The organism is Paenibacillus sp. JCM 18996, from assembly GCF_055392555.1.
In genome coordinates, this window is sequence record NZ_AP043884.1 from 2,197,592 (window position 1) to 2,216,755 (window position 19,164).

Here is a 19,164-nt window from a genome sequence, read left to right on the forward strand (position 1 = left end):
TTCCGTTATTGTCCCCCGCTTATTTCCTTTCCATGTCTGTATCCTTGCGTTTCAATAAAAAAACAAGAGCGGCCTGGACAACGGATGCACACAAGATTACCCAAGGCAGAGAAGGACTGTTGACACCGTCGGATACAAGCATCAGAACCATAATAGCCAGAATGCGGCCAATGTTCACAAAGGTCTCCCGGACGACCACGCTCTCGACCCGCAGTTCTCCTTTTAAAGGCAGCGAGTCCATTAACCCGAAATAGTTGCTGGTCAGCGTGTTTCCCTGCAGCGGGCTAAATATCGAGTACAACACCATAAAAGCAATTACCGTTCCCAAAGAAATTTGAATCATCAGAATCAGGCTTCCCGATATGAACCCGGCCGCAGCCACAGCCATGTAAACCTTTACATATTTTTCACGCGCATACCTGGATATAGCCATTCCGGTCACAATCGTGACGCTGGAATAAAGCACACCCAAATACCCGACGATATCCTCCCTAGGCATCACTTGAAACAACAGAATGTTGGGCAGAAACAGCATAATCCCCTGGAGCATCCCGAATACGAGAAAAGCGACAAGAGCGCGGCTCCAGTTCCGGTGCTTGCTCATTACCAGACCCGTAAATTTAAGGAAGTACCTCCTGCGGCGGGTTTCCTTGGCCCTGATTTTCATACTGACGACAGCCGCGATTACAAACATGACGAAAGCAATGCCAAAAACGATAGAGTAGCCCCGCAGCCCTTCCTGAAACCGGATCATCAGCCCCGCGAGCGCAGGTCCGGCCAAGCTGGCCGCCGTAAAAGAGATCATGTTGAACGCCAAGAACCGGATCCGGTTCTGCACCGTTGAAACATCGTACATCAGAGTTAAATATCCTGCCCAGTAGAAAGCGCTGGCCAATCCGCCGCATACGGCAAACAAGGGATAGTAAGTCACCACCGAGCTTTTCGCCACAATGACCACCAGATAAAATAGAGCGGTAAGCGCTATCCCCGCACGGTAGGTGACCATACGGTCCTTTTTCTTGTTGATCCAGCCTCCCAAAGCAAAGCCCAGCGGAGCCACCGCAAAGGAAATGATCTGGTACATCGCGTTAATCGAAAGGCTGTGGGTCAGTCTCCACAAGTACAGGTTCAGGAACAGCCCCGACATGGCCGCACCGAATGTGAAAAAAAACTGGATAGCCAAGGTGACGGCCGCTTCCTTTGAAAGCTTTTTCTCGGGGGGGATCGGCACGGCAGCCCAGCGCGACCGAAGGGCGTAGGCTAAGTTTGTGTTCAGGTTCAGCTTCATCTGATGGATTCCCCTTCTTTTTCCTCGTTCCTATCATTGTAACAACGTTGGATAAACCTGTTAAGAGGGAAAATTTCTACAATATTGCTTTGAATATGGTGTTATACTTTTCTAGTAACCTTTTATTTTGATTTTTTTGAGGTGGTAAGGAAATGAATGAGGAGCAGGACAACCGCTTTTCCCATGGCGCGGCCGGCGCGGGGAAGAAGGGAGCGGCGATGAAAAAGCGCGGATTAAGAAACCTGTTCATATCCTGGGTGGTGCTGATCGGGATCGGGGCGGGAACGGCCTATGCTTATACCGATTATTTAAAAAAACAGATGGAGCGGGAAATGGCCAGACAGATGGAGCAGCAGCTCCAGGCCGTTCGCGAGGATTACCATAAACAGGTCAGCGAGCTGAAGGATTCGGTGGCCTCCGACATGAGGAAAATGCAGACGAAGGTGGATTCGCTAAACGATCTGCTCGCCTTTGCCAATGACACCGCGGGTCCGAAGACGGATAACGGCGGCCAGCTTTATGCCCAGCTGGATGAGATCAAGAAGAAGCTCGATGAATTGAAAAAGAATCTGGATGTGCTGCAGCAATGAACCCCGTACAAAAGATCAACCGTTTCTTTCTGCTGGCAACCGCGCCTTTTCTGGGCATGCTTATCTGCCTGTTCTGTTTGCATTTTTCCGTCTCGCTGCCATCTATAAGCTCAGGCCTGTCAGAACCTGACTCTCCGCTCGCCGGACTTTCGCCGGACGGAAAGCTGGACCAGGCGCGGACCGCTGCGGCGGCAGCCCGCACAGTGATTGGGCAGTACTATGAAAGCTATGCCAACACCAAGGCGCAGCTGGCGGCCATCAGCCAATCCGCGGCTGACCAGGCGGGGATCCCGGCTGCCATCTACGACCGGCGTGTAACCGCCAAGCTCGGCGAGCCGATACGGGAGACTTCGACGGCGAACATCGACTTGAAGCTGTATTCATTCGTGGAGCCTACCTATAAAGCTTATGCCCTGAAAGTGAACCTGAAGTCCGATAAAGCAATGACAATGGTATTGGGCCAGGATAAAATCGGCGGAAGTGAAACCACCTTGGAAGCTGCGGGCAGGTATGGCGCTGCCGCGGGGATCAACGCGGGAGGTTTCGAGCAGGACTCGGGCACCGGCAGGCTGAGGGCTGCAGGCACAACCGTCGTGCGCGGCAAATATTTGCAGGGCTTCATGCCGGGCTTGGACAGTCAGGCTTTCGTCGGCTTGGGCGCAAACCGCAAGCTTATTGGCGGCAGGTTCGGCAAACAGGAGGATTTGGACAAGCTGCAGCCTGTGTTTGGCGCGATGTTCGCCCCGGTCCTTCTGCAAAACGGCAGGAAGATGACCATTCCCGGCAAATGGTTAACGTCACCGGCCAGAGCCCCCCGTACCGTCGTCGGCAGCTACAGGCACGATCAGCTGCTGTTCATCGTAACCGACGGCTATGACGAAAGGGGCAACTCAGGGGCTGCTCTGCCGGAGCTTCAGGACAAGCTGCTCAGCCTGGGTATCAGAGACGGCTATAATCTTGATGGGAGCGGTTCTTCCTCGCTCATCTACGATGGACAGGTCATCAACGCTCCGCCCGACGGAAAGCTGCATCCGGTAGCCGCCAACTTCCTGTTTTTCAAATAACATTTTTCTCCAAAAGTTCACAATTCGGCAAGTTTCTTTTTCAGGAAGGGTTGTTTATAATAAAAGTTATATCAAGCCGTGAAAATTCCGTGAACTTCATTAGGAGGTGCAGGCGATGTCTCCCGCATTCTGGATTACTATGCTCGTTATGGCCATGTTCGTGGTCGCTATTCTGACCTCTTCATACAACGAAGATCAGACCAACGGCCTGTAAGTGCTGTGCACAAGTAAAAAAGCATCATACCCGCGAGGGTGTGATGCTTTTTGTTGTTTTCAGAAAATCATTTCATTCCGGCAAACCCGGTCTGCCTCAGTGCCTCATACAATATAATGGCGGCCGAGTTGGACAGGTTCAGGGAACGCACCGCTTCCGTCATCGGCATCTTCATCAGCTGGCCGGGATGGGCGGCAAGGATTTCGGGCGACAGCCCTTTCGTTTCTTTTCCGAACACCAGGAAATCTCCGTCCTGGAACGAAAACTCCGTATAATACCGGTCCGCCTTCGTTGTCGCCAAATAGAATCGGCCGTCCGGGTTCTCCCTTTTCACTTCCTTGAAGGAATCGTGGTAAACGACCCGTACGGAATGCCAATAATCCAGCCCCGCACGCTTTAAAGTCCTGTCATCGGTGTCAAAACCGAGCGGCCGCACCAGGTGCAGCACCGTTCCCGTAGCGGCGCATGTACGGGCAATGTTGCCGGTGTTAGCCGGTATTTCAGGTTCTACCAAAACAATATGAAATGCCATCGTTGTCCTCTTTCACCTCTTCTTCATTCCTGCCCGCTCTATTATACACCAAATCGCAAGGCGAATTTTAACACTCGGTTAACTTTATCTTAATATAAGGTTGATACAGCCGTGCGAGAATGATAGGAGACCAGAGCGTAAAGGAGATTCGAGCGATGAAGAAAAAAATATTGGTAGTAGACGATGAGCCGTCCATCTCCATGTTAATTGAATTCAACCTGAAGCTTGTCGGTTTTGAAGTTCAATGCGTATATGACGGAGAAGCCGTCTTTGACGCAATTCAAACCTTCCGTCCCGATCTGATTGTCCTTGATCTAATGCTTCCCAAAGTTGACGGAATTGAAATCTGCCGCAGGCTGAGGGATCAAAATAATTTAGTGCCGATTATTATGCTCACGGCTATGCAGGACCTGTCTGACAAAATCGCCGGTTTGGACAACGGCGCCGACGATTACATGACCAAACCGTTCTCCCCGCAGGAGCTCATCTCCCGCATTCAAGCAATCCTCCGGCGTCTTCAGACGCTGCCTTCCACGAGTGAAGACAGCCCGATCATGATCGGGCAAATTACGGTGCAGCCCGACCAGCGGGAAGTCACCCTGAATGGGAATCCGATTGAGCTCACTCCCAAGGAATTCGAGCTTCTTCTCTTCCTTTGCAAGCACCGCGGCAAGGTGCTTAGCCGCCAGCAGCTGCTTCACGGGGTCTGGGATTACCATTTCCTCGGCGACACGCGTATCGTCGATGTGCATATCAGCCATCTGCGCGATAAAATCGAAACGAATGCCCGGAATCCCGAGTATATCGTCACAATCCGCAATGTCGGTTATAAGCTGACAGAGCCGGTGATGAAGGAAATTCTGGCCTGACATCCTCCAAGCCTATTGCACTCGCGGAGATAAAGGAACAAATTTTCGTTCCGTTTCAAGCAATCACCCGTGCAAATAAGAAAACCTCTATCGAGGCCATTCAAGGAAGAGCGACCGCGATTTAAAGGTAGGTTTTCTTGGTAAAGAAAGTTTCATTTCGCTTTAATCCTTTATTGATCTTAAACTTTCTTTAACGTTAACAAAAAAAGTCCGGTCCCCTTTCGGGAAACCGGACTTTCCTCTATTCTTGCTTAGCCATTGCGTTTCCGGAAGTCGGTCATGAATTCGGCCAAAGCTTTACATGCCTCATACGGCACCGCGTTGTAAGTGGAAGCCCTCAGCCCCCCGACGCTGCGGTGTCCCTTCAGGCCTACGAAGCCGTTCTGCTGGGATTCCTTTACGAACTGCTTCTCCAGCTCGTCGCTTCCCAATCGGAAGGTGATATTCATAATGGAGCGGCTGCCTTTTTCAATCACGCCTTTATAGAATCCGCCGCTTTCATCGATGGTATTGTAGATTAAAGCGGTTTTTTCCACATTTTTCTTATGCATAGCCTCTAATCCGCCGTTAGCTTTAATCCACTCAAGGACCAGACTCATAATGTACACTGAATAAACCGGTGGAGTGTTATACAAAGAATTGGCCTCGCTGTGGGTCCGATAATTGAACATCGTCGGCAGGTTCGGGTTGACATCGTTCAGCAGATCCTCCCGGATAATCACAACCGTGACGCCTGATGGACCCAGGTTCTTTTGGGCTCCCGCATAGATCGCGGCGAATTTCGAGACGTCCACGGGACGGCTGAGAATGTCGCTCGACATATCTGCGATCAGCGGAACGCCGCCGGTTGCCGGATACTCCGGGTACTGCGCGCCTTCGATCGTTTCGTTGGAAGTAATATGTAAATAAGATGAATCGGGATTTATTTGTATTTCGTCAAGGTCGGGGATGCGTGTGTAATTTTGCTCTTTGGAGCTTGCCGCAATGGCGACTTCTCCGAACAGCTTCGCTTCTTTCACCGCTTTATTCGCCCAGGAGCCGGTCATTACATAGCTTGCAGCTTTGCCCTGCTTAAAAAAGTTCATCGGTATCATTGTAAACTGCGTGCTGGCGCCGCCCTGCAGGAAAAGCACCTGGTAGCCTTGCGGGATGGCAAACAATTGTTTGAGGAGGCTTTGTGCTTCGTCGTTCAGCTGTTCGAATTCCTTGCTGCGGTGGGAAATTTCCATGACCGACATGCCGATCCCCTTATAGTCGACCAACTCCCGCTGGGCCTGCTGCAGCACTTCCAAAGGCAGCGCGGCCGGTCCCGCGTTAAAATTATACGCTCTGTTGCTCATTGCTTTCACACCTTATCTTTAATGGGTTGAACTAATGATAGCAATATTCGCCTGCACCATCAAGTGCAAGAATCGGCTGCTTTTGAAAATTCTCTTCGTTTTAACGTTAAACGAATCCAAACCAGCCGAAACTATGCAGCAAGACCGTCAGCCTGTCTTCTGCTCCATCAGCTTCTTGTGTGACGGCAGGAAGCTCATGGCAAGCAAATTCGCCGCCGCAATCGCGAAAATCACGATGAAAATCAAGTGCATCCCGTGGGCCAGTTGATCCGGAGACTTCTGCGTAACCGCGCTGTTGAACACAGTCCCGAATACAGCCACGCCCAGAGTTTGGCCGAACGCGTTCATCAAGGAATTTGTCGAAGTGGCCACTCCACGCAGCTGCCAGTCCACCGCCGTCTGGATCAGCACCATCGACGGGGTCGTCATGCAGCCCATGCCGAAGCCGATCAGAATAAGAATAAGCACCAGGACCCAATAGGGCGAACCGAGCTGGATTGTAGACAGCCACAAGCTGCCCGCAGTGACGATTATCGCTCCTGTTACCATAAACGCTTTCGCGCCCAGACGGTACATGAATCTGCCGGACAGGTTGGCCGCGATAGGCCATGCGATCGACATCGGCATCAGTGTGAGTCCGGAGCTGGTAGCACTGCCGCCGAGCAGCGTTTGAATCCACATCGGCGTATAGATGGACACCCCTGCAGTGACACAGAAGGCCAGGAAGCTCATCGTATACGGTATGGCCATCCTGCGGTTTTTGAACAGGGAAAGGGGAAGCATCGGTTCCTTCGCCCTGGTTTCAACCCAAACAAACAGCAGTATAAAAAGCCCGGCTATGACAAACAGCGAGACTATGAGGGAGGAGCTCCAAGGGTAGGAAACCCCGCCGCTCAGCAAAGCGTACAGCAAAGATGACACGCCCACCGTGAAAGTTAACGCGCCGAGATAGTCTATACTCTTGGATTTTTGCTCGAATCTTTCATGCAAAAAACCGAATACGAGAATAAACGCGATGATGCCGACCGGCACGTTGACATAGAAAATCCATCTCCAGGAGACACGGTCTACAAAATAGCCTCCAACAAGGGGCCCCAGCAGTCCGGCGACGGACCACACCGAAGCGAACACGCCCTGCACCTTGGCCCGTTGTTCTCCCGGGTACAAATCGCCGATGATCGTGAAGGTCACCGGAGTCAAAGCGCCGGCGCCGATTCCCTGCAGCGCGCGAAACCAGATCAGCTCAGGCATCGTTTGTGCAGCACCGCACAGCACCGAGCCTGCAACAAACAAGGCAAGCCCTACGGTAAAAACCAGTCTTCTTCCGAATAAATCCGCCAGCTTCCCGAAAATAGGCGTAGTAACGCATGTGGTTAAAGTATAAATGGAAAAAATCCAGCTGATCAGGCTTAATCCGTTTAATTCCGTCATAATATGCGGCATCGCCGTGCTGACGACGGTCGCGTCCAGAGCACCGACGAACAAGGCTGCCAGCAGGCCCAAAGTAACCATCGACCGGTTTGTCGTTTTTGGCTTCGTCATCGATATTGACATACACGTCTCCCCTTTCCCATGGTATTATCTCCCTAAATCCGGATGGTTTCAACAGAAAAAAAACTCCCCGCTTGCGAAGTGGAGGAGTTGTCTGGCCCAAGCTTACACAAATTTAATCTTTTCGTACGTTTTTCCCAATACCGCCTTGGCGTCGCCATGAAGCCAATCCTCTATCATCGTGTAGTACACGGAACGGAAATCCACCTGATGGTTCAAATCGCCGTTTGAGAGGTCCGTCAAGCTGGGATGCATTCCATACAAACCGCCTTTCACCCGTCCTCCAAGCACCAGAACCGGCGCCGCGGTGCCATGGTCCGTGCCTCCGCTTCCGTTCTCTTTCACCCTTCGCCCGAACTCCGAAAAGGCCATCGTTACGACCCTATCATGCAGCCCCTGCGCCATGAGATCCTCATAGAACGACACTAAAGCCATATCCAGGTCCTTCAGCAGCTTCGCATGCACAGCCTTCTCCTGGGCGTGGTCATCAAAGCCTCCAAGCTGCACATAGAATACCCTCGTTCCAGAACCGCCGGCAAGCAGTTTGGAAACCAGCTGCAAATCTTTGGCAAAAGCGGTCTTCGGATACTCCACTTTGTTTTGGTAGCTTGAAGTTAACGAATGGACGGCGTCCACACTGTCTGAAGCCTCTTTTCCCTTCTGAGCGATCACTTTGACCGGTGTCAACTGAATAGAGGGGTTATACATCTCGAGAAAAGCTTTCGCCAGCCTGTTCTTCTCCTGTACAGGGGTTTTCTGGTCAAAAATAGTGTACGTATCCAGAGATTGTATGACGGGAACTGCCGCTCTGTCCGAGCTGAAAGCTTTATTCATGGTACCGCTGATCTGCAGCGCTTTAAGGGGATTGTTCACTCCCTCCAGCGATGACTCCACATACCGCCCAAGCCATCCGGTGTACAGCTGCTTTTCCGGTTCGGCCGTGTGCCAGATATCCATCGAACGAAAGTGGGAGTGGTCGGGATTGGGGTAGCCGACTCCTTGAACGATGGCCACCTTGCCGCTCTCGTACAGCTTATGGAGCCCGCTTAAGCTTGGATGCAGTCCCACCTCCGTATTTAACGCCAAGACCTCTTTTTCCGTGATTTTCAACGTGGGACGTGCATCGAAATAACCGCCCATTCCATAAGGAATAACCGTATTCAAGCCGTCATTGCCGCCTGAGAGCTGTACGACAACCAGCACAGGGGAGTCGACATCCTTTCCGCCGAGCGAAAGGATCGACTCCCCGTCCCTCGCCCATATCGCCGTGCCTCCGAGCCCAAATGCAGCGAGCAGCGCGGTGCCCTTGATAAGAAAATCCCTTCTGGACAGCTTCATAGCCGCTCCTCCTCCCATGATTCTTAACGAATTACTTCATCTGCGCTTCCGGACTGATCAACAGCAGCTGCAGCAGCCCTCGCTTGCCGGCGTTTTTTTGCGGCGAATAGACGAATGAATCCTCAGCGTACTTAGCCAGAACTTCTCTGGTTGTCCCTCCGACAGGCGCAAAGCCGAATTCCTTAGTCCATTGGTCGACCCAATCTCCGCCGTTGGCACCGGCAGCAGACGGCAGAAAATCTTTGGTGGACAGCAGGCTGCTGTTTGATTTTTGAGCTATGGACTCAGCAAATTGGTACCGCGCCAACAGCCATGAGGACACAAGCCAGCCTTGGCCTTCCTTCCAACCCGACACATTCGGAGGAAGATACAGCTCCTGTCCCATTTTGCGAAGGGCGGAAGCATAGCCTCTGGACATGGGCAGACGGAGTATCCGGATGATTCCGGCGGCATACTCTGACGGAGTCTTAACCAGAGCCAGCTGTACCGTATCGTCATAGAATTCATCCGAAGTAAAAATGCCGCGCAGCACTTCGCCGACCGTCTGTTCCGTCCTGAAATCATTCGCCACCTTGGCCAGCCACTCGCCGGAAGGGGCATAGGAGCCAAAATATTGCAGCAGCTTGCCCGCCATAAACCGGGAAAGGGCCTCCTGTTTAAACAGGATATCCACTGCATCGCTTTCGTTCCAGCTTCCGGTTTCACCGAGCAGCGTTTTCTTTCCCATATCGTGCTGTTTATCCAGGAAGGAAACCTTATCCTCCTTTTTGTCGTAGTTCCATCCCGTAAAAGCTCTCGCGGCTTCCTTCACATCCTGCTCCGAGTAACTGCCGATGCCCAGTGTGAACAGCTCCATCACTTCGCGGGCATAATTTTCGTTCGGTTTTCCTTTCCGGTTGCTGCCCGAGTCCAGCCAAAGCATCATCGCCGGGTCTTTGCCGATTTGACGGACAAGCTCCTTGAAGCTTCCCAAGGCGTTCTTGCGAAGCAGCTCATTCTGGCGGATCATCAACGGGATTTCCCGGACTTTCTGATAAGATGTGGCAAAATGCCCGTGCCAAAACAGCGTCATTTTCTCAATCAGCGGAGCCTGCGTGTAGGCCATGCGGTACAACCAGTAGGTCTGATGATCCCCGATCTGGTCCTCTGCCAGCGCCTTCCCGTCCGCCTTCAATTCTGTAAAAGACGCCAGATTTTCCTTCTCGCCGGTTAGAGATTGGCCTCCGACGAGCCTTGACACCGTCTCCTCGCGTCCTAACGCCACGGCAGCTTCCACCTCGCGCCTGGTCGCCGAGAAAGCGGCTCTTCTTAATAAATGTCCGGCCTCTTTTTCCGTCCATGCATTTGCCATGCACAGCACCACCCGTAACTATATAGTCTGGAGAATAATCAAGCTACTTCCTATATCGGAAATTTCATCCGGCTTCATAATATGCCGTGTATTAAGATCTTATTTTCAAAAAAAGAGGCCTCCGGAATAAAAAATCCGAAAGCCTTTGTGGTTCAGGAGTATATCACATAATAGCGTTTGTTTTACAGATCGAAATACAAGGAGTACTCATGAGGATGAATACGGATGGAAACCTGCTTCGCCTCTTCGCGCTTGAATCCGATGTAGTTGTCGATAAAGTCTTTGGAGAATACGCCGCCTTCCAACAAGAACTCGTGGTCAGCTTCCAACGCGTCCAAAGCTTCATCCAAGCCGGCTGGAACGCTTCGGATTTCAGCTTTTTCTTCATCGGACAGTTCGTAGATGTTTTTATCTACTGGTCCATAGCCCAACTTGCGCGGATCGATCTTCTTCTTGATTCCGTCCAGACCGGCCAGCAGCATAGCTGAGAAAGCGAGGTATGGGTTAGCGGTGGAGTCCGGAGTACGGAACTCGATACGGCAGCCCTTAGGAGTTACGGAAGCGACCGGAATACGGACCGCAGCCGAACGGTTGCCTTTGGAGAACACAAGGTTTACAGGTGCTTCATAGCCTGGAACCAGACGTTTGAAGGAGTTGGTGCTTGGGTTGGTCAATGCGATCAGCGCCGGAGCGTGGTACAAGATACCGCCGATATAGTTCAAGGCCATTTCGCTAAGGTTGCCATATGCGCCTTTTTCGTAGAACAGCGGAGAATCTCCGTTGAAAATACTTTGGTGGACGTGCATTCCGCTTCCGTTGTCTCCGAACAGAGGCTTCGGCATGAAGGTTGCCACTTTACCGTATTGTCTTGCTGTATTCTGCACGATGTACTTATATTTCATCAGATTGTCGGCAGTTGTAGTCAACGTGTCGAAACGGAAGTTGATCTCGCCTTGTCCCGCAGTCGCCACTTCATGGTGATGGCGCTCGATGCGAAGGCCGGATTCGATCAACAATCGGCACATTTCACTGCGGATGTCCTGCTGGGAATCCGTCGGAGCTACAGGCACGTATCCGCCTTTTTTTGGCACTTTGAAGCCCAGGTTGCCGCCTTCTTCTTTACGGCCACTGTTCCATACCGCTTCTTCGGAATCTACGGAATAGAAAGAGGTGTTCATTCCACTTTCGAACCGAACATCATCAAAAATAAAGAATTCGGACTCAGGAGCGAAGAATGCGGATGTTCCGACTCCGGTCGTCTGCAAATACTCTTCAGCCTTTTGCGCGATGCTGCGCGGATCGCGGTCATAGCGCTGGCCGTCCGGAGTGAAGATGTTACACATAACAACCAAAGTCGCATGCGCTGTGAAAGGATCCACGTATACGGATGCAGGATCCGGCATCATAACCATGTCTGACTCTTCGATTCCTCTAAAACCAGGAATGGAAGATCCGTCAAAAGCTACCCCGATCTCAAAAGTTTCATCGCTTACTTCAGAAGCTGGAAGAGAGATGTGATGAGCTCTGCCGGACAGATCCACGAAACGGAAGTCCACCCACTCGATGTTCTTTTCTTGAATCAAGTTCATAACGTTCTGGACTGACATTCAATAACCCTCCTATTTCCGTACAATATCGGAACTTTCGCTAGTGATTGTTCAACTTTCTTCTTTTACATATGGTCATATTATAAAACTCCTGCTGCCCATCGTCAATACTTATGTGAGGTATTTTTTACTCATATGTAAGGTATTCTCACATTTTTCGATTTATATCCATAAAATGGATGGAGCCTTTCAATTATGCGGCTCCTTGAGTACAGGATAAACATGGAAAAGAGCCTGCTCCCTTTCGGGTAACAAGCCCTCCGTCATCCTTATTCGCGATCAAGTGTGTTATACTGTGATCTTTTCTTTCTTTGTGTCGAATCTTTTGCCGACCAGCGGAGCGAGCTTTTCCAAATCCAAGAGAAGCTTTGCGAACTGATCCGGGAACAGCGATTGAACACCGTCTCCCGTCATGGAGTTATCGGGATCGGTATGCATCTCTACGATCAAGCCGTTTGCCCCCGCGGCCACCGACGCTTTGCACATCGGCTCGACAAGCTCGCGGCGACCTGTCCCGTGGCTTGGATCGGAAATGACAGGCAGATGGCTCAGCGATTGCAGCACCGGAATTGCGGCCAAATCCAAAGTATTGCGGGTGTATGTCTCAAACGTACGAATTCCTCTCTCACACAGCATAACGTTCGGGTTTCCGCCTGCAAGAATGTATTCCGCGGCATTAAGGAATTCATCGTAAGTAGCGCTGAAACCGCGTTTCAGAAGAACGGGAGTCTGGATCGTTCCCAGCTTGCGCAGCAGATCGAAGTTCTGCATGTTGCGCGTACCTACCTGCAGAATGTCCGCATATTGGGCGCAAACGTCGACGTATTCAGGGGTCATGACCTCAGTAATGGTAAGCAGGCCGTGCTTCTTGCCGGCTTCCGCCATCATGATCAGGCCTTCCACGCCTATACCCTGGAAACTGTAAGGGCCGGTTCTCGGCTTGAACGCTCCGCCGCGCAGCACCTGGCCGCCGGCCGCTTTCACAAGCCTTGCGATCTCGTCGATCTGCGCCGGGGACTCAACAGCGCACGGTCCGCCCATAATGACCAGCTGGTCTCCGCCAATTTCCACATCTTTGATCTTGATGACCGAATTCGAAGGATGGAAATCGCGGCTTGCCAATTTATAGGATTTGGAAATTTTTACGACTTGTTCCACGCCAGACATTTGCCGCAGCTGCTCTGCAAGCATGGGCTCCGCATGGCCGATGATTCCGATAACCGTACGGTCTTCGCCTCTGGACACATGCGCCTTGACCCCTGTTTTTTCAATATGGCTGACGATCTCGGCCAGTCTTTCTTCAGAGATATTGTTGGAAGTTACTGCTATCATAATATTCACTCTCCCCCGTAACATTCACTTTTTTACTTCAACGCTTATACGCTTTTAAGCTTTTAATCGCTAAAGTAAATATACATTGGATCCAGTGCGCCGTCAAGAATAATTTACCTAATTGCAGGATGAGAAACAGTTCAAGTTGCGGTCGATATCTCTGTAAGAAACACCGTTAGGAACCACCCATGCTGAATGTCCTTTTTGGCGCTGATCCATACGTTTCTGCGCGGGGAGGGAATGATTCTCGGAATCCAACTCTGTTGAAGTGCATGGCGTCTGAGCCACCCGCCGTGCAACGACACAAAGCACCCTGGGAGAGGCGCGCGTTGGGCAATAAGAAAGCCTCTGTCGAGGCCATTTCAAGGATGAGCGACCGCGATTTATAGGCAGGCTTTCTTGGTAAAGAAAGTTTCATTTCGCTTTAATGCTTTAGACAACTTAAACTTTCTCTACCGTTCATAAAAAGCCTTCCCTAAGGAAGGCTTTCACCGTTATTCTTGATTAAGCGTCTGCTGTGTCTGTGTCTGCTGCATCAACAGCTGCGCTTTGCGAACCCTGCGTTTCTCCTTCCGCTTTGCCTCGTAGATTTTAAGCAGGTAACGGACCGGGAAATAGAACAGCAGCCCCAAGATAACCCCGTCAATCATGCCTCCTACAATCAGCTTCAAGCTCCCGTGCAAAAATTGGAACAGCCAATGGGGGAGAAACTTGAGATGCCGGAACACATGGTTCGGCAGAACCCATTTGCCCACTCTCTCGTTGAGAAGGGCCATCGGAATGTAGATGATTTTGCCAAAAACAAATCCTACCAAGGCTCCGGAAAAAGAGGCGCGCATACAATATACAAGAGGAAAGATGAGAAAAAATGCGAGACCTGCTGTGGGAAGAGTAAACATTTCAATGGCTAGTCCGATCGAGAAACCCAGCGCTACTTTGGAAGGTCCGCCTTTGGCGCGGAATAAAAGCAAATATTTGTATTTGAACCATCTTTTTATGCTGCGAAACGACATATTTCTGAACCGGTTAACGTACTTTTGCAGCTGCGGCATTCTTCTCCCCCCTATCTATTGGTGTATTGGTCGCGCCTTGCGCCTGGGAGAATGATATAGTAAAGCGTTAAGCCTCGCTGCCGGCTTTCACTTTCACCGGCGGGATGAGCTTCTTCATATTTACTGTACGTTTTTTTTCCCATGTGGCGGAATCGTTCGGGTCATATTGTTCCAGGAAAGCAATCACTTCCTTGGTGATCGGAGTCGGTGTGGAAGCTCCGGAAGTAACCCCTACATTCCTTATATTACGTAACCAATCCGTCTCAAGTTCCATGATATCCGCGATGCGGTACGCCTTGACTCCGGCGATCTCCTCGGATACCTGGGCCAGCCGGTTGGAGTTGTTGCTCTTGGGGTCTCCCACCACAATCACCAGGTCGGCGTCTTTGGCCTGCTCCGCAACGGCCTCTTGGCGGATTTGGGTGGCGAGGCAAATTTCGTTATGAATTTCGGCTCGTGGAAAACGGGTGAGAAGACCGTTCATGATCTGCTTCACGTCCCATTGGCTCATCGTCGTCTGGTTCGTAATGATGATTCTCGCAGATTCCAGCTTCAACTTTTCGACCTCGTCCGGCTTCTCGATCAGATGCACGTGATCCGGCGCCACGCCGACAGCCCCTTCCGGCTCAGGATGGCCCTTCTTGCCGATATAGATGACTTCGTACCCGTCGGCTGCTTTCTCCCTGATCAGGTCGTGAGTTTTGGTCACGTCGGGGCATGTGGCGTCGACCACCGTCAGCCCTTTGTCCCGCGCTCTGCGGCGAACTTCAGGCGATACTCCGTGAGCCGTGAAGATGACCGTCCCGCTCTCGATCTGCTCCAGGATTTCCAGCCGGTTCGGCCCGTCTAGAGTAATAATTCCTTCTTCATTGAAAAACTCGGTGACATGCGAATTATGGACAATCATGCCAAGAATATAGATCGGCCTCGGCACGTTCAAATTTTTGGCGGTTTGTAGCGCAAGGGCTAAAGCGTCGACTACTCCGTAGCAATATCCCCTGGGAGATATTTTTATAACATCCATTGAAAGCACCTACTCGTCAGTTCGTCTTGACTATATTATAGCTTATTGCAATGAGGGTGGGAAGCCTAACGGAAGCCAGATGACAAACTTGCTCCCCTCTCCTTTTCGCGTGACCACTTCGATGGAGCCTCCATGCTCGTCGATAATCCATTTGGCGATGGACAAGCCCAGTCCCGTGCCCGATGTTTGCCCCCGGGACACATCCGCCCTGTAGAAGCGATCGAATATTCTCGGAACCTCCTCCTTGTCCATGCCGATACCCGTGTCCTTGATGACAAGCCCCACCTGGTCGGCAGTAAGGACGGCTTCCAACGTGACGCTTCCTTCCGCAGTGTATTTGAACGCGTTCTCTATGAAAATGAATAACAGCTGCTGAAGATAATCTCTGTTGCCGTTAATCCTGATGCCTTCCAATAGTTCAAAATCGCCTGTATGCCACTCAGCGGTTCTGGGTAAAAACTGCGCTCTCCGGGCGACTTCTTCCACCAGAGGCTTCAGCTCGACAGGCTCCCTATGGATTTGAAAACCCGAATCGGCTCGAGCCAAAGAAAGCATATCGTTGATCAGCCGGGTCATCCGCTCTGATTCGGAAGCTATATCCTGCATGGCCTCCAGCGAGATCTCCCTTGTCTCCAGCTCGGAGAGTTGGGTATGGCCGGGAGTCTGCTTCCACATTTTCTCGAGCAGGTCAACATTCCCGCGAATCGTCGTCAGCGGCGTGCGCAGCTCGTGGGACGCGTCGGAGACAAAACGCCTTTGAGCGCCGTAAGCCGTTTCCAGCTCTTTGTATATGATCTCGATTCTTTCCAACATTCCATTAATTGTGCGTGTCAAATTCAATATTTCCTCATCGTTGCCGTTATATTCGATCCGCTTGGCCAAGTCCGTTCCCCGTTCGATCTGGCTGGCTGCGTCTATGACCTGGTCTATCGGTTTCAATGCCTTTCTTGCCAAAAACCAGCCGATCGAAGCGGCGACGACCACGGCAAGCAGCGAAGTAAGCGCCAAGGTCAAGCGCAGCTCCTGCAGGGTTTGCACCTGCTGATCCACAATCGTGGCCACGATCAGGACGCCTACGGTCTCGCCCTGCGGCAGAGTCAGCAGCTTGCTGTATTGCAGCATATGGACGCCTTGTATAGTAAACGCTTCGTAATAAGCGAGCTTATCCTGGATTTTTTTTTCATCAAAAGGAAGCTTCAGGTCGTAGGCCTCCATATTGGCCGAGCGGCTGATAGTGCCATTCGTGAAATTTACCACCTGCAGGAACATGTTAGTAGCCCCGAGGGCGTCTCTCTGGTTTAGGATCAAGCCGAGACCTGCAGGCCCTAACCGTTGGAGTTGAATTCTGGATTCCACTTTCTGCGATTGAAGCCGCAAATTATCCTGTATGTTTTTGTAAGTGCTGATATACTGGAAGAAATAGACTCCGATGCCGAATGCAAGCAGAGTTACGGCGAGAATGCCCGAGTACCACAGGGTGAGCCGAAGCCTCAGCGACATGTCAGGAATCTCCCCTCAGCACATAACCCGCGCCGCGCACCGTCTGGATCATACGCTTATGACCGTATTCCTCCGTTTTCTGCCGCAGCAGCGCAATATACACTTCGAGCACATTCGATTCCCCGCTGTAGTCGTAGCCCCAGATTTTTTCCATAATCAGGTCACGGGACAGCACTCTCTTCGGATTCAGCAAAAACAAATGAAGCAGGTCGAACTCCTTCGTAGTCAGTTCAATCCTCTGCTCTCCGCGGAAAACTTCGCGGGTATCCAAATCCATCAGCAAATCATCGTAAGAGATGCGGTTCCGGGCGGTTTCCTCACGTTCCGGCCTTCTGCGGAGCAGTACGCGAACCCTCGCCATCAGTTCCTCCAAAGCAAAAGGCTTGACCAAATAATCGTCCGCCCCAAGATCGAGCCCTTTCACACGGTCGGAGATTTCGTCCTTGGCCGTAAGCATCAGGACAGGCACATCGGATCCGCTTTCCCTGATCCTTCTGCACACTTCCCAGCCGTCGATATGCGGCATCATCACATCCAGAATGACCAGGCTCGGGTTCTCCTGAAGAATCACCTTCAATCCTTCCGCGCCGTGATTGGCCGTAACTACGGAATAGCCCTCGAAAGCGAGGGATCTGCGCAGCATGGACGTAATCTTCTCATCATCATCAATGACAGCAATTTTATCACGCATCTTCTTTTCCTCCACTACTAGTCTACTTCTATTGTAATCAACGTGATACCGGAAATCCATGGTTCTTGACACGCGCTTACGCAAAAGCAAAAGCAGAGACTCGGCCTTTCGGGTTCCGGTCTCTGCTTCGCTCTGCTTTCGTTCTCTCCCTGACTCCGCAGGTTTGACGATTACTGCTGCGGCGTCTGCTGCTGATTGTTTCTGTCTTCGATGGCAACAGGAATCTCTATCCGTTTGCCGTCCCGCATTACGCCTAAAGTAACCTTGTCGCCGACTTTCATGGCTTTCACTTTAGTCACTAATTCGGTGTAGGTTTTGATATTCGTTCCGTTGATATCGACAATGACGTCATAGGTCTTCAGGCCGGCTTTGAAAGCGGGACTCTTGCGTTCCACCTGCTGGACCAGCGCACCGTCAGTGCCGTTCAGCTTCAGGTCGGGAACCAGATCCGGAGTCAGTTCGGCCAGCACCACACCGATATAAGGAGAGGGCTCCTTAGGAATTTTCACATTGTTCTTCAGGTTATCCAGAACCGCTGAGAATGTGTTGGTCGGTATCGCGAAGCCTATTCCCTGCGCCTGGGCGTTGACGGCCGTATTGATGCCGATCACTTCGCCGTTCAGGTTCAGCAGCGGTCCTCCGGAGTTACCCGGGTTGATCGAGGCGTCGGTCTGGAGCAGGTGCTTATACTCCCGTGTACCTTTATTGTCGGGAATCGAAATCGGACGATCCTTGGCACTGAGAACCCCAACGGTAACCGTATGATCGAATCCGTAAGGGTTGCCGATTGCGACTACCCAATCTCCGGGTCTGGTGTTATCCGCGTTGCCGATAGGCAGTGTCGGAAAATCTTTATCGCCTTCGATTTTCAAAGCGGCCAGGTCGAGATCGTAGCTGTTGCCAAGCAGCTTGGCTTTAAAAGGCTTGTCGTACCCTTGAATCGTAACTTGAATTTCATCAGCGCCGTCAATTACGTGTTCATTGGTCAGGATATAGCCGGATTTTTCGAAGATAAAACCGGTTCCCATTCCGGATGGGATCAATTGGTTGCTTTTCGGCGGCTGCTGTTGCTGGCGGCCTCCGTTATCCCCGAAAAACTGGCGGAAGAACGGATCGTCAAACAAGGAATTCCCTCCGCCGGCGCTGCTTTTGGAGCTGTTGACTTTCGTCTCGATCTTCACCACTGCAGGGCTCGCGTTCTGAAAGATTTCCGAGATGTTGTTGGGACGGGCGATATCCGCCACCGTTTTTACGCCATTGCCGCTTCCGGCGCTGCTCGGCGAAGCTTGCGCGGTACTGGAAGGAGTGGTTGCAAACACGCCACCGTCTCCTGTAAAGAGATTCGTTTTGTCAGCCGCAAACATCAATCCGCCGACCACCACGGCACCGGCGAGGAACGCGGAAAACGCGCTTTTGAACCCGGAAGTTTTCTTCTTCCCGTGCTGCCAGTCTCCCTTCGGCCCCTGCTCAAAGGTGAACGGACGGACAGGGCGCGGCGGCGCCACTTCCACACGGTCTCTGTCTCCGCTCGGAGTCACGGATGTGGTGGGTTCATCCCCCGCCGAATCGCGTGCCGAGCCGGATTTATATGGACCGTACGAGTAGTAGTAGGATTGTTTCTCGTCATAGCCATTCTTCTTATTATCATCCATAGTATGATACCTCCGTTTCAGGTAGAGAATAATAGTATCGTGTAACTAATATTAAACAGTTATTAATATTGTTAACACTATAATGTACCCCTAACCTTAATACTACCTTAAAAACCGTTTAAATGCAGGTAAAAAAACAAAAAAAGAGGGACTTTCGTCCCTCTTTGCC

General features: G+C 51.4%; 16 protein-coding genes. 3 read left to right on the plus strand and 13 right to left on the minus strand.

Annotated features, from left to right (window positions below; genetic code table 11):
- Positions 1–19: 19 nt before the first annotated feature.
- Entirely contained in the window at positions 20–1,288 is a 1,269-nt protein-coding gene (locus ACZ5N7_RS10870; RefSeq protein ID WP_464654195.1) for an MFS transporter, read from the minus strand.
- A 152-nt stretch (positions 1,289–1,440) separates the two neighbouring features.
- On the opposite strand from ACZ5N7_RS10870, the gene ACZ5N7_RS10875 reads away from it, so the two are divergent.
- Complete coding sequence (locus tag ACZ5N7_RS10875) at positions 1,441–1,878, plus strand: hypothetical protein (RefSeq protein WP_464654196.1); 438 nt, start codon at positions 1,441–1,443, stop codon at positions 1,876–1,878.
- The gene (locus tag ACZ5N7_RS10880; RefSeq protein ID WP_464654197.1) at positions 1,875–2,942 is read left to right on the plus strand and encodes a phosphodiester glycosidase family protein; all 1,068 of its coding nucleotides are present in this window, start codon (positions 1,875–1,877) and stop codon (positions 2,940–2,942) included. Before ACZ5N7_RS10875 ends, ACZ5N7_RS10880 begins: the two co-directional genes overlap by 4 nt.
- A 281-nt stretch (positions 2,943–3,223) precedes the next feature.
- On the opposite strand, the gene trmL is transcribed toward ACZ5N7_RS10880, so the two are convergent.
- Positions 3,224–3,688, minus strand: a complete 465-nt coding sequence (gene trmL / locus ACZ5N7_RS10885) for a tRNA (uridine(34)/cytosine(34)/5-carboxymethylaminomethyluridine(34)-2'-O)-methyltransferase TrmL (protein WP_464654198.1) — start codon at positions 3,686–3,688, stop codon at positions 3,224–3,226.
- Between the two features lie 155 nt (positions 3,689–3,843).
- Here trmL and ACZ5N7_RS10890 point away from each other — a divergent pair, with 155 nt between their 5' ends.
- The gene (locus ACZ5N7_RS10890) at positions 3,844–4,557 is read left to right on the plus strand and encodes a response regulator (RefSeq protein ID WP_464654199.1); all 714 of its coding nucleotides are present in this window, start codon (positions 3,844–3,846) and stop codon (positions 4,555–4,557) included.
- A 251-nt stretch (positions 4,558–4,808) separates the two neighbouring features.
- Here ACZ5N7_RS10890 and serC read toward each other — a convergent pair whose 3' ends face one another.
- From serC to ACZ5N7_RS10945, 11 genes are all read right to left on the minus strand, one after another.
- Complete coding sequence (serC, locus tag ACZ5N7_RS10895; protein ID WP_464654200.1) at positions 4,809–5,897, minus strand: 3-phosphoserine/phosphohydroxythreonine transaminase; 1,089 nt, start codon at positions 5,895–5,897, stop codon at positions 4,809–4,811.
- Positions 5,898–6,044: 147 nt separating this feature from the next.
- A complete protein-coding gene (locus ACZ5N7_RS10900) occupies positions 6,045–7,451 on the minus strand; it encodes an MDR family MFS transporter (RefSeq protein WP_464654201.1) in 1,407 nt (468 codons plus the stop codon).
- 102 nt (positions 7,452–7,553) lie between these two features.
- Entirely contained in the window at positions 7,554–8,786 is a 1,233-nt protein-coding gene (locus ACZ5N7_RS10905) for a DUF1501 domain-containing protein (protein ID WP_464654202.1), read from the minus strand.
- A gap of 31 nt (positions 8,787–8,817) precedes the next feature.
- Positions 8,818–10,137, minus strand: a complete 1,320-nt coding sequence (locus ACZ5N7_RS10910) for a DUF1800 domain-containing protein (RefSeq protein WP_464654203.1) — start codon at positions 10,135–10,137, stop codon at positions 8,818–8,820.
- Positions 10,138–10,319: 182 nt separating this feature from the next.
- Positions 10,320–11,744 carry a type I glutamate--ammonia ligase gene (gene glnA, locus ACZ5N7_RS10915; RefSeq protein WP_464654204.1) on the minus strand — a complete coding sequence of 475 codons (1,425 nt, stop codon included), beginning with the start codon at positions 11,742–11,744 and terminating at the stop codon, positions 10,320–10,322.
- Between the two features lie 288 nt (positions 11,745–12,032).
- The gene (gene aroF / locus ACZ5N7_RS10920) at positions 12,033–13,076 is read right to left on the minus strand and encodes a 3-deoxy-7-phosphoheptulonate synthase (protein WP_464654205.1); all 1,044 of its coding nucleotides are present in this window, start codon (positions 13,074–13,076) and stop codon (positions 12,033–12,035) included.
- A 494-nt stretch (positions 13,077–13,570) separates the two neighbouring features.
- The gene (locus tag ACZ5N7_RS10925) at positions 13,571–14,128 is read right to left on the minus strand and encodes a DUF2062 domain-containing protein (RefSeq protein ID WP_464654206.1); all 558 of its coding nucleotides are present in this window, start codon (positions 14,126–14,128) and stop codon (positions 13,571–13,573) included.
- Between the two features lie 67 nt (positions 14,129–14,195).
- Entirely contained in the window at positions 14,196–15,152 is a 957-nt protein-coding gene (locus ACZ5N7_RS10930; protein ID WP_464654207.1) for a 4-hydroxy-3-methylbut-2-enyl diphosphate reductase, read from the minus strand.
- A gap of 42 nt (positions 15,153–15,194) precedes the next feature.
- Positions 15,195–16,652: a sensor histidine kinase gene (locus ACZ5N7_RS10935; RefSeq protein ID WP_464654208.1), complete on the minus strand. Its 1,458-nt coding sequence runs from the start codon at positions 16,650–16,652 to the stop codon at positions 15,195–15,197.
- 1 nt (position 16,653) lies between these two features.
- Positions 16,654–17,343, minus strand: coding sequence for a response regulator transcription factor (locus ACZ5N7_RS10940; RefSeq protein WP_464654209.1), 690 nt, complete (start codon positions 17,341–17,343; stop codon positions 16,654–16,656).
- Between the two features lie 170 nt (positions 17,344–17,513).
- Positions 17,514–18,995 (minus strand): S1C family serine protease, encoded by a 1,482-nt coding sequence (locus tag ACZ5N7_RS10945; protein WP_464654210.1) that lies wholly within the window; start codon positions 18,993–18,995, stop codon positions 17,514–17,516.
- Between the last annotated feature and the right edge of the window lie 169 nt (positions 18,996–19,164).

Coding starts and splice junctions, on each gene's coding strand:
- ACZ5N7_RS10870 (WP_464654195.1), bottom strand. CDS start 1,288: ATGAAGCTGAACCTGAACACAAACTTAGCCTACGCCCTTCGGTCGCGC.
- ACZ5N7_RS10875 (WP_464654196.1), top strand. CDS start 1,441: ATGAATGAGGAGCAGGACAACCGCTTTTCCCATGGCGCGGCCGGCGCG.
- ACZ5N7_RS10880 (WP_464654197.1), top strand. CDS start 1,875: ATGAACCCCGTACAAAAGATCAACCGTTTCTTTCTGCTGGCAACCGCG.
- trmL (WP_464654198.1), bottom strand. CDS start 3,688: ATGGCATTTCATATTGTTTTGGTAGAACCTGAAATACCGGCTAACACC.
- ACZ5N7_RS10890 (WP_464654199.1), top strand. CDS start 3,844: ATGAAGAAAAAAATATTGGTAGTAGACGATGAGCCGTCCATCTCCATG.
- serC (WP_464654200.1), bottom strand. CDS start 5,897: ATGAGCAACAGAGCGTATAATTTTAACGCGGGACCGGCCGCGCTGCCT.
- ACZ5N7_RS10900 (WP_464654201.1), bottom strand. CDS start 7,451: ATGTCAATATCGATGACGAAGCCAAAAACGACAAACCGGTCGATGGTT.
- ACZ5N7_RS10905 (WP_464654202.1), bottom strand. CDS start 8,786: ATGAAGCTGTCCAGAAGGGATTTTCTTATCAAGGGCACCGCGCTGCTC.
- ACZ5N7_RS10910 (WP_464654203.1), bottom strand. CDS start 10,137: ATGGCAAATGCATGGACGGAAAAAGAGGCCGGACATTTATTAAGAAGA.
- glnA (WP_464654204.1), bottom strand. CDS start 11,744: ATGTCAGTCCAGAACGTTATGAACTTGATTCAAGAAAAGAACATCGAG.
- aroF (WP_464654205.1), bottom strand. CDS start 13,076: ATGATAGCAGTAACTTCCAACAATATCTCTGAAGAAAGACTGGCCGAG.
- ACZ5N7_RS10925 (WP_464654206.1), bottom strand. CDS start 14,128: ATGCCGCAGCTGCAAAAGTACGTTAACCGGTTCAGAAATATGTCGTTT.
- ACZ5N7_RS10930 (WP_464654207.1), bottom strand. CDS start 15,152: ATGGATGTTATAAAAATATCTCCCAGGGGATATTGCTACGGAGTAGTC.
- ACZ5N7_RS10935 (WP_464654208.1), bottom strand. CDS start 16,652: ATGTCGCTGAGGCTTCGGCTCACCCTGTGGTACTCGGGCATTCTCGCC.
- ACZ5N7_RS10940 (WP_464654209.1), bottom strand. CDS start 17,343: ATGCGTGATAAAATTGCTGTCATTGATGATGATGAGAAGATTACGTCC.
- ACZ5N7_RS10945 (WP_464654210.1), bottom strand. CDS start 18,995: ATGGATGATAATAAGAAGAATGGCTATGACGAGAAACAATCCTACTAC.